Source organism: Bacillus sp. CH140a_4T, from assembly GCF_008923725.1.
Lineage (GTDB): Bacteria > Bacillota > Bacilli > Bacillales > Bacillaceae_G > Bacillus_A.
Genome location: NZ_WBPF01000021.1, coordinates 90,910 through 104,384, shown reverse-complemented (window position 1 = coordinate 104,384; position 13,475 = coordinate 90,910). Strand labels below are relative to the sequence as shown.

The following is a 13,475-nucleotide window of genomic DNA, read 5'->3' as shown; positions in this document are numbered from 1 at the left end:
ATGAACTGGCCTCTAATCGTTAGAGGTCAGTTTTTATTGCATTATAATTAATGATAAAAAGAAGATTTATAATAGTTGTATATATTTTTGTATGGATAATGAATATACTTTATTTATTTAAAATGAAAATTCACATAGCAATACAAGTGTTTTTATGTGTATTTAATCGCTTAGGACGAGTGTTTGTTTTTGGATTTCTATGTATTTACCTAGTACATTTATAAGCTCGTAGACATACTTTATTAATAGAAAGAGTTTGGAGGTGAGATTGTGATTTATAGATCTAGTAATTATAGAAAAAAATGTACATGTAAACCAAATGATTGTTGGCATGTATTTGAAGAGTGTAAAAAAGAACATGAAGAGCAAAATAAGCCATGTGACTGTTGCTGTGTACCGGGAATTAGAGATGAATTAAAAAAACTAGTAAACAGAGCGGCGCGCATTACGACAGTAGGAAATAATTATGAGGGAACAGTTTATTCAGTAACTTGTGATGTTGTAAAGCTTGCTAATAGTGCTGGGGTAGTTACAGTAATAATATCCGTTTGTAATATTGAAGCGATTGAACCATTGTTGACCTAGGGAAAGTATAATTATGCTTTTTTGTAAAGCCATTCATTAGAATGGCTTTATTTTAATTTCATATAAAAGGAGAATATATTCTTTATATAGAAATAAGTTCGAGGCTATAAAGTATGATGTACGAAAGGAGCATGAAAGTGATAAAACTAGAAACCTTTAAAAAGTCTGATTTCAAACAATTAATAAATTGGATTGATTCCGAAGAATTTTTAATACAGTGGTCAGGAAATTCATTTACATATCCTTTAAATGAACAGCAATTAGAAAAATATATAGAAAGCACAAATACACTTGCATTTAAAGTAATAGATGAAGAGACTAAAGAAGTAGTTGGTCATATTTCACTTGGGCAAATAGACAATATAAATAAGTCTGCAAGGATTGGAAAAGTACTAGTCGGTGATACGAAAATGCGAGGACGTTCTATAGGGAAACATATGATGAAAGCAGTACTACAAGGTGCATTTGAAGAATTAAAACTACATAGAGTAACTCTTGGCGTTTATGATTTTAATACGTCGGCCATTTCATGTTATGAAAAAATAGGGTTTGTAAAAGAAGGTTTATTACGAGAGTCAAAAAAAGTAGGAGAAGCGTATTGGAATTTATGGGAAATGAGTATGTTAGAATATGAATGGAGCGATAAAAAACAATAGTTTTTTATAATTATGTTATGTTAATTAAAAGGGGTATGGTGGGGAAGTTATGAATAAAAAAACTAAAGTAATTTCGGTTGCAGCTGTTTCGGGAGGAGGTAAAACAACTGTTACAGAAAGATTAACTCAAAAGCTAACAAATTCAAAAGCACTATATTTTGATAGCTATCACTTTGAAAACTGTCCTGCAGATATTTGTAAATGGATTGATGATGGAGCAAATTATGATGAATGGGTACTTACGCCATTAATTCATGATATTCAGCATTTATTACGAGATGGAAATGTAGATTATCTTATTGTAGATTATCCTTTTGCATACTTAAATAGTGAAATGCGAGAATTTATTGATGCAACTATATTTATAGATACGCCTTTAGATATTGCGATGGCTAGAAGAATCTTGCGAGATTTTAAAGAAGATACAATAGATGAAATACATAATGATTTAAAACATTATATGACATTTGCGAGAAAGGCTTATTTAGAGGCAATTCGTACTGTTAAGCCGAATTCGGATATTGTATTGGATGGCTCTTTATCTGTAAGTGAAATAATGAATCATGCTGTAGAGGAACTTGGCCGAAGAGAAGTGATTGTCAATGATTAAATGTATAGAGGAATATGTACAAGTTGACGATTTTAAAATGTATACGAAAAAGTTCCAAGGAAAGAAGCGGCAGCCAGTTATTATAATGGAGGCAGGTTATGGCGATTATTCAAAGGCATGGGATCATATTGCTGAAGAGTTGACGGAATATGGAACGGTACTTACATATGACAGAGCGGGGTTAGGGAAAAGTGGGAAGAGTTCCAAGCGACATATTAGTTCTGAGATGGTAAAAGATTTAAGAAGTTGCTTAGCGCAATTACAATTGAAACCACCTTATATTTTTGTAGGACATTCTTTTGGTGGTATAAATGCACGTTTATTTGCGACTTCTTATCCCGAAGATATGTTAGGAATAGTTTTGGTCGATTCTACACCAGAAAATTATAAAGTAGATTTTTTGCAAATCATGTCTCCTGAATTTCAAGAAGCATACTATAAACAATTTGTACATGAAAGTTCATATGAAGAGTTTATGTTTAGTCTAGGCGAAGCAGATAAACATTGTCAGTCAATGAGAAATATTCCACTTGTCGTGTTAGCTGCAGGTAAAAAAGCTTTTTATTCGTCAGATGCACAAATGAAATGGTTACAATTGCAAGAAGAATTATTACGATTATCAAGCAATAATAAATTTGTAATTGCAAAACAAAGTGGTCACTATATTCAAAAAGATGAGCCATATTATGTGATAGATGCGGTTAAGTGGATTATTGGATAGGGAGAGATAAATATGTACACATTATTTCAATACAATTGGCAAGTAAGAGATGATTGGTTTAAGTGGTGTGAACAACTTTCAGAGGAAGAATTGCTCCGCAAGCGTGTAGGTGGTGTAGGGAGTATTTTAGAAACATTATTCCATATTGTCGATGTTGAATACAGCTGGATTAGCGCACTTCAAGGAAAAGAAGATAATGAACCGCAGTTTAAAGATTATCGATCAATCCAAAAAGTGAAAACGTTATCTGATTTATATAAACGAGAATTAGATGATTTTTTGCAGTTGTGGTCATCTAGCCTAGAATGTAAGATATTAAAAGCTTCGTGGACAAATAAAACATATACATATGGTGAAGTGTTAAGACATGTAATTGTACATGAAATTCATCACATTGGTCAGCTATCTATATGGGCGAGAGAACTAAATCTTCAGCCTGTTTCAGCGAATTTAATTGGAAGATGATTATAGTTAAAAAAACGGCTTGTACTGTAAATGCAAGCCGTTTTATATATATAAGAAGATTTCCTAATTGAAATCCTCGGATTTTTTCTGACGTATATGTAAAAACATTAAAATTGTAATAATGAAGAAAATCAATAATGTTTGTATGATTAAATTTTTAAACTGAAGCAAAACTGTCCAAGATGTAACAGCATCTTTAAAAGCTTGGAGTGCAGAGTAAGAGGATGGATCAAAACCGTACTGTAGTAGCTTTTTTGTTTCAATAAAGGTACTGTTTTCTTCATTTGAGTCTAATATTACAGAAATAAGTCTAGTATCTCCTCGATGTGCTGTACTTACAAAACTATAATTACCATTAGTTGAAAAACTAGTTTGTAAGCCGTCAACACCTTGGAGATTAATGTTTTTATTAAGGGAATAAATCATTTTATTTGTGTTGAAAACTTTTGAATCTTTGAAGGTAAATTGGTAAGAGGTTAGTTTCGTAATATTTAATACATCTGGAAAGTCTTTTACTAATTGTGTCGCTAGTTTCGCTACATCTATCGCTGTTGTATTTGATTGTTTATTTGTATCGTTATTCATACCAGTAGCATTTAGAAACGGGGATGGTTGTGATAACTTTAGTTGTTTTGCTTTTTCATTCATTAAAAGTGTAAAGTTATCTTCGTTTCCAGCAATGTGTTCTGCAAGGGCAAGTGCGGAACGATTATTCCCTGTCAAAAATAATGCATGAAGTAAGTCACGAACTGTCGTTTTATCTTTCGAAGTTACTTGTATAGGACTCGTTTCTGCTCGGAAAACTTCATTACTTATTTTTACTGATTCATCTAATTGTATTTTCCCTTCATTCAGTTGTTCCATTACGATATACTCTGTCATTAATTTAGATAAAGTAGCTGACTGTATAGGAATTTCTTCATTTTTTTTATAAACAACTTCACCTGAATTAGCATCTATTAAAATAGCTGATTTAGCTTGAATAATTGGACCATTTACATAAAGATAAAAATATAAAACGATAAGTGCTGTAATAACAAAAGATAACAATAAAATTGTGAATTTTTTCAAGAATTGCATAAGCGATCCTCCTATTATGACATCGATAATAATATTGTAAAAAGGAATGCTTAATTAGGAAGAAAGAAAAGGTAAAGAATTTCTAAAGAATTATAAAGGATTATTAAATTTTGGATGTTAATGGAAAATGAAAGGTCCAATTCCTTATATGATAAGGAATTGGACCTAAAGTTAAGCTCTATTAACATTTATATTGTTGTAGTTTTACAGTGAAAGTGGTTTTTTTGTCATCACTATACACTTCAATTGTTCCTTTATGCAATTCCACAATACTTTTTGCAATTGCTAACCCGAGTCCAGATCCACCGGTGTTTGTAGAGCGTGATTTCTCAACGCGATAAAAACGTTCAAAAATATGAGGTAAATCCGTACTAGGAATAGGTTGACCGTAATTTGTTATATCAATTGCAATCATATTATTACTTTCATAAACAGTAATATCAATATACTCACCATCGTTACCGTAAGCGATAGCATTAATAATTAGATTTTCAAATACGCGAACTAATTTGTCTCCATCAGCTAATACCATGAGTTTTTGAGATGGGAAAGAAGGACGACATTCTATATTAGCTTCTTGAAACTGAATGCGGAATTGAACAGTTAATTGTCCAAGTAGCTCTACAATATCAATAGGAGCAGAATATAAACTTAACTCTTTATTTTGAACACGTGTATATTCAAACAAATCATTCATTAATGCATTAAGACGTGTTACTTTATCGTAAATGACTTGTATATAATGACGTAATTCCACTTCATCTCTATAATTATCATGATGGATTAAATTCACGTATCCAACTATAGAGGTAAGAGGAGTACGTAAATCATGCGATACATTTGTAATAAGTTCACTTTTTGCCTGTTCCGCCTGTCTTTCTTCATCAATCGAAACTTTCAATTGTTCAACAATGTGATTTACCCCACTTGCTAACTCTTCCAGATAATTATGGTTTACGATAGAAACTTTATGATTGAAATTTCCATTTGCAATATAACGAATCTCTTCTATCATTTTTTTAATACAAGTTTCATAGTAAAGCTTTCTTTCATGACGGTAAAAAATGTATAGGTAGGATGAGAAAATCGAAAATAAAAATAAATAAGAGACGATCATCATCCAAAGAGATTCCTTTATTCCTTTATATTTTTCATAACCAAAAATTCTTATGAATTCTTTGCCGAGTTCGCTTAACGTAAGTGAACTTTCAATTACACTTGTAACGAGACGATATACAATTAATTCAGTAATAGGGGTAAGGGTGATGGCTAACATGAACCAAAAAATCAACTTCCATTTTGGGATATCTTTTAATATATCAAATGCTTCATTTCTCAATTTTATAGCCTACTCCCCAAACAGTATGAATAAACTTTTCTCCATTCATACCTGTTTCAAGTTTATCCCGTAAATTACTTATGTGGACCATTACAGTTTTATTTGAACCATAACCATCTTCATTCCAAACGCGTTCAAAAATTTCTTCGGAACTAAATACTCTTCCGGTATTACTCGCAAGTAAATGTAAAATATCAAATTCAATAGATGTAAGTTTAATATACTCTCCATTTACTTTAACAGTATGATTATGTTTGTGAATTTCAGCAGAACGAATATGGATAATACCATCTTCATTCTTTTGAGAAGTGCTATTTTGGAAAGATGATCTTCGTAGTAAAGCTTTCACTCTAGCTACTAATTCTAATGGATTGAATGGTTTAATCATATAATCATCGGCACCTGTCATAAGACCTAATATTTTATCCATATCTTCTGCTTTTGCACTAAGCATAAGAATAGGTACAGTATTATTCTCACGAACTTCCTGGCAAACTTCTAATCCATTTCGTTTTGGCATCATTATATCTAGAACCATAAGGTCAACTTCATAGGTAGAAATCATTTGTAATGCCTCATCGCCATCATATGCTTTATAAATGTTATAGCCCTCATTTCGTAAGTAAACAGCAAGTAATTCAACAATTTCTTTATCATCATCAATAATTAATATGTTTTTATTCATTATGTAGTTCCTTTCCTAACAAATCATTAACATTACTATAATATCAAACATTTATGTATTTTGTAGCAATGATTCCACATAAAATTTCATGTAACGTATAAAAAAGGGATTAAAACATTCTTAACGAATACAAATAAAAAGGATATTTAAATATAACGTTATATTGAGAGTTAAGAAGAAGGAGGACTTACGATGTTATATAAGAATATTTATTCATTTATTCCAACTGGAAAAATTGAAAATGATATAAAAGATTTTCTATTAAAATACAATAAAGAACTTACATATAAACATTCAATTCGGGTGGCAAATGAAGCTCGAAAAATTGCGGTTAAGTATTATGTAAATGAAGAAAAGGCAGCAATTGCAGGATATTTGCATGATATTAGTGCAATTTTTCCGAATGAAGATCGGATTGCAGTTGCTGAGCAATTTGGAATAGAGATATTACAAGAAGAACGAGAATTCCCACTGATTATTCATCAAAAGTTATCGGAAGTAATTGCAAAAGAGATATTTAAAGTGGAAGATGAAGAGATTTTAAATGCAATATGTTGTCATACTACACTACGTAAACATGCAACGAAAATGGATTTAGTGTTATTTGTTGCTGATAAATTAGAATGGGATCAAAATGGTACACCACCATATTTAGTAGAAATAAAAAAAGGATTAAAAAAATCTTTAGAACATGCTGCTTTTGCATATATTTCATATTTGTGGGATAGGGAAGACACGTTGAAAGTTTTACATCCGTGGCTAGAAGATGCATATTGGCAGTTAAAAGAAATTGTAGAGTAGAAAGGGTATAAGAATGCGATTAAAAGAATATGTGAATCAAACATTTCCTGGGGTTACATTAGTACCACATATACACTTTCAATGGGAAAATCATTTGCATTTTCATTTTGGGAAAGGGAAAGACCTATATGTAGAAAGAACCGAAGATGTAAATAGGGAATACTTCACTCAACTGTATACATATAATAAATACTTATTTAAAGATATATTTTCAAAGGAAGATGAAGTCTTTTTAGTAACAAATGTTTATCGATTTAAAAAGGAAAATGTGAAAAAGTCGCAGAAAATAAATGTATATAATCGATTTATTAAAAAGAGGGATTTAAAAATCCAAATAAGACTAGAAACATTACCTTTTCTATTTGAAGATGAAGAAGCTGATTTATATTGTACATATCAATTTTCACTAAAATGTTTTGCTAGCGATATAAAGTATATACCACTTATTCAAGCTGCGAATCATGAAGATTTTCCAGGTCTTTATCCTCGTTTTGGAAGCAAAAAAGAAATTTCTTATCCAGATGTATTTCTTATAAATGTAACGAAAGATATTATCATGTTTATATACGATGATAGAGGATGTGAAGTAATTGCGAAGAATAAAGAAACAATACGAAATTTATATGAGAAATATAAAGAGTGGATTCCAGATTATGAACGAGAAGGTATAGATAAAGTATTTACATGATAACAATAGGGGAAGTGAAGCGTGTAATGAAACGTATTGCAATCGTAGCCGCATGGGAACCAGAACTTATGTATTTGCATCAATGTTATCCAAGTGAACGTATTGAAAAACGAGCAGCTTGGGAATTTCATTTTCATTATATTAATAATCTGGAAATTATCTCCGTTATAACTGGAGTTGGCAAAGTAAGCTGTGCTAGTTGTGTGCAATTATTAATTAGTGTGTTTCAGCCAGATGAGTTGTTTATGACAGGAATATGTGGAAGTCTATCAAATAAGGTGAAAAATGGACATATTGTAGTAGCCCTTAATGCAATACAACACGACGTTACTGCTGCTGGTTCAGGGGAAGATATTTTTAATTTATATAATGGTAGGACAGCACCTATTGAAACGACAAAGTCACTTGTAAGAAGAATAAAAAAGATACGATCTTATGATCCGATTCATTATGGTACATTTTTATCTGGAGACCAACGTATCCGTAGTTCAGAAATGAGATATTTACTTCATACTGTATATGGAGCATTAGCGGTTGATCAAGAAGTGGCAGCTTTTGCTTATGTGTGTCAAATTAATAACAAACCTTTTCTTAGTTTAAAAGCTGCATCAGATCAAGCAAATGATAAAACGAAAGAGGAACAAAAAATCTATAAAATGTTAGCGTGTGAACGAGCGTGCGAGCATTTAATTGCTTTTTTACGTGTACATGAGATTAATGTAGTAAATAATAGATAGTAAGAGGGGTTAATATTGGAAAGTACAAATAAAATAGCTATTCTGGGTGCAAACGGAAAAGCTGGGAAATTCCTTGTAAACGAAGTGTTAGAAAAGGGATATCAAGTAAAAATATTAACAAGAAATTCTAATAATATCAAAATAACAAATGAAAATTTAGAGATTATTAATGGAGATGCACGTGATTTTACTTCAATACGCAAATTACTTAAAGGGTGTCGAGCTGTAATTAATGCGGTAGGTCAACCAAAAAATGAATCTTATATTTTTAGCACAGTAACGAAGCATATTCTAGAAGCAATGAAGGAGTTTGAAATAAAAAGATATATTGTAATTTCTGGAGGTTCTTTAAATGTTACAGGAGATCAAAAGGGAATTGCAAATAAAATAGGGGCTACATTATTTAAAGTTTTTTTATCAAAAATGATGCAAGATAAATATAAAGAATTACAAATTATCCAAAGTAGTGAAGTAGATTGGACAATTGTTAGATTACCATTTGTTATAGAGGGAAATGGTATTGGAAATATAAAAGAGAGTTTAGTTGATATGCCAGGAATCAAAATACAAAATGGGGATATTGCACCGTTTGTTATAAAACAAATTAATAGTGATAGATATGTGGGGAGGTGTCCGTTCATTTCAAATTAAGTGGTATAAAAATTAAAGAATGTTGGGTAGGATGGAACTAGTATATTTTATGTATTTGAATGTTAAGTTTAAAACGAGTAAGTGGGGGATAATTTTATATGATTCAATACAAAAGGTGCAGTGAAGTAAGTGTAGATTTAGTATATGAAGCATTTAAAGATGGATTTTCAGATTACATTATTAAAATGGAAGTTTCAAAAGAAGATTTTATAAAAAGGTTTTTTGGGCCAGAAGGGAATTCACTTAAACATTCCTTTCTTGCCGTAGACGGTAAGAAATCTGTTGGTGTAATACTTGGCGGGATAAAGGATTATGAAAACATAAAAACAATGCGCTGTGGAACATTAGCCGTTCATCCAAATTACCGTGGTATTGGTGTGAGTCAAAAGTTATTTGAACTACATAAAGAAGAGGCGCTTCAAAATGAGTGTAAGCAACTTTTCCTTGAAGTCATTGTAGGAAATGACCGAGCGATTCATTTTTATACGAAATTAGGCTATGAAAAAGTGTACGATCTATTTTATTATAATTTAAAAGATTTGACTAGGATAATAACTAAAGACTGTAAGGGAATTGAAGTAAAACAATTAGATTTTCCATCGTTTAAACTTGAAATACAGAAATGGTTGCATTTCCATATAAATTGGCAAAATGATATGGATTATATCGAAAAATCAAATAATACATTTTACGGCGCATATGTCGATAATGATTTAAAGGGTTCTATATGTGTGAATGAACAAGGTAAAATTAGTTTTCTTTTCGTAGACAAAGACTATAGAAATCGTGGTATTGGATCAAAATTATTACAAGTGGCAAGAGAAAACTTAAATGTATCAAGTTTATCCATTGGGTTTCCAAACAACAATTTACTAGAAGGATTTTTAAAGAAAACTGGATTTGAAAAGAACTCATTAGCACAATATGAAATGTATATATTGCTATAAAAGGTGGGAGGAGTTATTCTTTCGCTTTTTATTTTGGTACTATATTGATATTTTACTTTGTACAATATTCTTTTTTTATGTAGAATAGATAGGATGGGAGGGGATGAAATGAATAATGTATTAAAGTTTAAGATTTTTGAATTACATTGTTTCGTTCAAAAAACTTATTCTGATATTAAAATAGCATGTGATATTGCTATTTATCAAGAAAACACTTCTAAATATTTAATTTCATTAGGATTTTTAAATAAATCATATATGACTTATATAGAAGCAAAAAGATTTTATCGTGAAAATGAAGAACTTGTGAGTGTTGAATTTGATAATTTCTTTCATACATATGATAAATTAGAAGAGGAATTAAAAAAAGTTATTTCAACTGAAGATAAAAATCCTTCATTACTACATAGTAGATTTGATCAGTTTCAGCAAAAAGTTGAGAATATAAATGACCTAATAAAAGTAATGCAAAATGCTCGTTAAAGAATACTTTTTCTTTTTCATATAGAAATTATGTATTAAAAACATATTAGGGATATGACATATTGAAGAGGTGACTTTTGTTGATTACAGAAGTCATCTTTTTATAATACGGTTTTGTGTAATGTGGTATACTTTTGATTTTTTCTATTTTTGATAGGAATACATTTAAGCAGTTTCATATTTTAGGAAATTATATGAGGAAAATAAAATGAAGAATAAAAAAGAAATAGCTATAGTTGCATTAACAGCAGGATTAGCCTTAACAACTGTAACACCATATGAAGTAGGTTATGCAGAGGAAAAGGGTCAAATGCAAGTTGAAATTCAAGAGGATTCGTTCCGTACAGGTGAACTTACACAACCATCACAAAAGACGCCTGAGAACGTAGTGAAAGATGCACTTAAAGAAAAGACAGAGCATGCTTTGTCTCCAAAACAAGTGAGTGGAGACGAAGGGGTAGATTACGAAGTTGTTCAAAAACGTGGTTCTTATGATGGGACTACACTTGTGCGGATGCAACAAATATATGAAGGTAAAGAAGTATACGGACACCAATTGACTGCTCATGTGGATAAAAAGGGGATTATTAAAAGTATTTCAGGAGAAAGTGCGCAAAATTTAACTCAAGAAAATTTAAAGAATGTAAAAAAATTATCAAAAGAAGAAGCGAAGCAATATATTTATACGAAGTACGGAAACGATATTAGCTTTATTTCTGACCCAGAAGTTAAGGAAATTATTTTTGTTAATGAAAATAATGGGCAGGCTAGCAATGCATATCAAGTTACATTTGCTGCTGCAACACCAAAATATGTATCTGGAACTTATTTAGTGAATGCTCATAATGGTGATATGTTGAAAAATATGGTGCAAGAGTCAGATTTAAAAGTAAGTGAAGAGCATGTTGAATCTATTGAGGAGAGTAAAAAAAGCAATGTCAAATCATTAACCGGAACAGGTAAAGATGATTTAGGTATAATTCGCACATTCGGTATTTCTGAACAAAGTAACGGGAAATATGCCCTTGCTGATTACACAAGAGGGCAAGGAATTGAGACGTACGATGTAAATTATAGAGATATTACTTTTGAAGATAAATATTATCCTGGTATATTAGCAACTAGCACATCAACAACATTTAATGATCCAAAAGCGGTAAGTGCTCATTTCTTAGCAACAAACGTATATGATTTTTATAAAGACAAATATAAGCGTAATAGTTTTGATAATAAGGGGAAAAAAGTAGTTTCAGTTGTACATGCGTGGGATTCTGGAGAAACAGATGATCCTAAAAATTGGGGGAATGCATTTAGTGCTAATATTAGCAATGTTAGTATGCTTATATATGGTGATCCAATGGTTAGAGCGTTTGATATAGCGGGTCATGAATTTACACATGCGGTTACATCTAGTGAATCTAATCTTGAATTTTTTGGAGAATCTGGAGCAATTAACGAGGCGTTATCTGATATTATGGGAACGGCCATTGAGAAATATATAAATAATGGAGAATTTAATTGGACAATAGGAGAACAAAGTGGATCAGTTCTCCGTAATATGAAAAATCCATCTGCAATTAATTTTTTCAATGGAGTATCGTATCCAGATGACTATAGCAAATACAGCGATTTAAACGGAGAAGATAATGAGGGCGTTCATTTCAACTCAAGTATTATTAATAAAGTCGCGTATTTAATTGCACAAGGTGGCACTCATAATGGTGTAACTGTAAATGGTATTGGTGAAGATAAAATGTTTGATATTTTCTATTATGCAAATACTGATGAATTAAACATGACATCTGATTTCTCTGAATTAAGATTAGCGTGTCTTAAAGTTGCAACGAACAAATATGGGTTGAACTCAATTGAGGCTCAAGCGGTCCAAAAAGCTTTTGATGCAGCAAAAATTAAAGGAACAGTGAAAGAAAACGAAAAAACTGCAGAAAACCAAGTCCCAGAGTTAACTGTACCGTTTACAATTACACTGCGTGTAGGTGATACGTTTGACCCGATGAGTAATGTAAAAGCTGTTGATAAAGAAGATGGTGATTTAACAAATAAAGTAAAACATAAAGGGGATGTAGATACTTCTAAAATAGGTACATACATTGTGGACTACTCGGTCGTTGACTCACAAGGAGGGAATGTAACGGCTACACAGACGGTAGTTGTAGAGGGAAATGGAGAAACATTAGATTTAAACCCTACATTAACAGTGCCTACTGCGGCGACAATCCACATAGGAGATTCATTCGATCCAATGGCGAAAGTATTAGCTATTGATAAAGAAGACGGCGATCTTACTTCTAAAGTAAAAGTTAATGGTGAAATAAATACATCTAAAGCTGGTACTTACGTATTAACGTACATAGTGACAGATTCTAAAGGACATGAAGGAACTGCGAAACAAACTGTAACGGTCAAAGTTAGAGAAGAAGTTAAAAATGAAATACCAATACTAAAAGTACCTGCTACAACTACAATTACAAAAGGGGATCAATTCGATCCGATGGCAGGAGTATCAGCTACTGATAAAGAGGATGGTGACCTTATTTCTAAAGTAGCGTATGAAGGAACTGTAGATACATCTAAAGCTGGTAGTTTTGAAGTAATATATAGTGTCACAGATACTGTAGGTAATGAGGTACATACAATACAAAAAGTATTAGTGAAGGATAAAGACACTAGCAAAGCTAAAGGTTTTACTAATAACAGTAATATCCCGAACAACAGTAATTCCGATAAAAAAGAATCTACATATAAAGAGCTTCCAAACACGGGTGCCAGTACAACTAACAGTGTAACAATGGGCATATGGATGGTTATTGCAGGTACCGTACTCACTTTAGCTCGCAAATTTAGAAAGATACAAAAATAGTTGTGTATCATGAAATGATTCCATTAAGTTAGTTAGATCATTGCATTAAGGGATTTTTAGAGAGTGAGTTTGATATTGTCCGGAACTTATTTTTTGTTAAAACAATCACTATTTATTCTTAACTTATTGTAGAAGGTAGAATAATA

At 31.4% G+C, this 13,475-nt stretch carries 15 protein-coding genes; 12 read left to right on the top strand and 3 right to left on the bottom strand.

Annotated elements, in window-relative coordinates; all coding sequences use genetic code 11:
• Positions 1-270 precede the first annotated feature (270 nt).
• The 5 genes from exsK to F8162_RS22355 all read left to right on the top strand — a co-directional run bounded on the left by exsK (position 271) and on the right by F8162_RS22355 (position 3,037).
• On the top strand, positions 271-585 hold the full coding sequence (gene exsK / locus F8162_RS22375) for an exosporium protein ExsK (protein WP_151630430.1): 315 nt from the start codon (positions 271-273) through the stop codon (positions 583-585).
• Between the two features lie 113 nt (positions 586-698).
• A complete protein-coding gene (locus F8162_RS22370) occupies positions 699-1,241 on the top strand; it encodes a GNAT family N-acetyltransferase (protein ID WP_151630431.1) in 543 nt (180 codons plus the stop codon).
• Between the two features lie 49 nt (positions 1,242-1,290).
• On the top strand, positions 1,291-1,851 hold the full coding sequence (locus tag F8162_RS22365; RefSeq protein WP_151630432.1) for a hypothetical protein: 561 nt from the start codon (positions 1,291-1,293) through the stop codon (positions 1,849-1,851).
• On the top strand, positions 1,844-2,572 hold the full coding sequence (locus F8162_RS22360) for an alpha/beta fold hydrolase (protein ID WP_151630433.1): 729 nt from the start codon (positions 1,844-1,846) through the stop codon (positions 2,570-2,572). The genes F8162_RS22365 and F8162_RS22360 overlap by 8 nt, the downstream gene beginning before the upstream one ends.
• A gap of 12 nt (positions 2,573-2,584) precedes the next feature.
• Positions 2,585-3,037 (top strand): DinB family protein, encoded by a 453-nt coding sequence (locus tag F8162_RS22355; protein ID WP_151630434.1) that lies wholly within the window; start codon positions 2,585-2,587, stop codon positions 3,035-3,037.
• 63 nt (positions 3,038-3,100) lie between these two features.
• On the opposite strand, the gene F8162_RS22350 is transcribed toward F8162_RS22355, so the two are convergent.
• The 3 genes from F8162_RS22350 to F8162_RS22340 form a co-directional block, all read right to left on the bottom strand.
• Complete coding sequence (locus tag F8162_RS22350) at positions 3,101-4,117, bottom strand: D-alanyl-D-alanine carboxypeptidase family protein (RefSeq protein ID WP_151630435.1); 1,017 nt, start codon at positions 4,115-4,117, stop codon at positions 3,101-3,103.
• A 181-nt stretch (positions 4,118-4,298) separates the two neighbouring features.
• Complete coding sequence (locus tag F8162_RS22345; protein ID WP_151630436.1) at positions 4,299-5,456, bottom strand: sensor histidine kinase; 1,158 nt, start codon at positions 5,454-5,456, stop codon at positions 4,299-4,301.
• Positions 5,446-6,141, bottom strand: a complete 696-nt coding sequence (locus F8162_RS22340) for a response regulator transcription factor (protein ID WP_151630437.1) — start codon at positions 6,139-6,141, stop codon at positions 5,446-5,448. Before F8162_RS22340 ends, F8162_RS22345 begins: the two co-directional genes overlap by 11 nt.
• Before the next feature lie 192 nt (positions 6,142-6,333).
• Here F8162_RS22340 and yqeK point away from each other — a divergent pair, with 192 nt between their 5' ends.
• The 7 genes from yqeK to F8162_RS22305 all read left to right on the top strand — a co-directional run bounded on the left by yqeK (position 6,334) and on the right by F8162_RS22305 (position 13,329).
• Complete coding sequence (yqeK, locus tag F8162_RS22335; RefSeq protein ID WP_151630438.1) at positions 6,334-6,942, top strand: bis(5'-nucleosyl)-tetraphosphatase (symmetrical) YqeK; 609 nt, start codon at positions 6,334-6,336, stop codon at positions 6,940-6,942.
• A gap of 13 nt (positions 6,943-6,955) precedes the next feature.
• Complete coding sequence (locus F8162_RS22330; RefSeq protein ID WP_151630439.1) at positions 6,956-7,630, top strand: DUF3885 domain-containing protein; 675 nt, start codon at positions 6,956-6,958, stop codon at positions 7,628-7,630.
• The gene (locus F8162_RS22325) at positions 7,630-8,367 is read left to right on the top strand and encodes an S-adenosylhomocysteine nucleosidase (protein ID WP_151630519.1); all 738 of its coding nucleotides are present in this window, start codon (positions 7,630-7,632) and stop codon (positions 8,365-8,367) included. Before F8162_RS22330 ends, F8162_RS22325 begins: the two co-directional genes overlap by 1 nt.
• A 15-nt stretch (positions 8,368-8,382) precedes the next feature.
• Positions 8,383-9,018: an SDR family oxidoreductase gene (locus tag F8162_RS22320; protein ID WP_151630440.1), complete on the top strand. Its 636-nt coding sequence runs from the start codon at positions 8,383-8,385 to the stop codon at positions 9,016-9,018.
• A 98-nt stretch (positions 9,019-9,116) separates the two neighbouring features.
• Positions 9,117-9,965, top strand: coding sequence for a GNAT family N-acetyltransferase (locus tag F8162_RS22315; protein WP_151630441.1), 849 nt, complete (start codon positions 9,117-9,119; stop codon positions 9,963-9,965).
• A 108-nt stretch (positions 9,966-10,073) separates the two neighbouring features.
• The gene (locus F8162_RS22310; RefSeq protein ID WP_151630442.1) at positions 10,074-10,448 is read left to right on the top strand and encodes a hypothetical protein; all 375 of its coding nucleotides are present in this window, start codon (positions 10,074-10,076) and stop codon (positions 10,446-10,448) included.
• Positions 10,449-10,656: 208 nt separating this feature from the next.
• Positions 10,657-13,329, top strand: coding sequence for a M4 family metallopeptidase (locus F8162_RS22305; protein WP_151630443.1), 2,673 nt, complete (start codon positions 10,657-10,659; stop codon positions 13,327-13,329).
• Positions 13,330-13,475 lie beyond the last annotated feature (146 nt).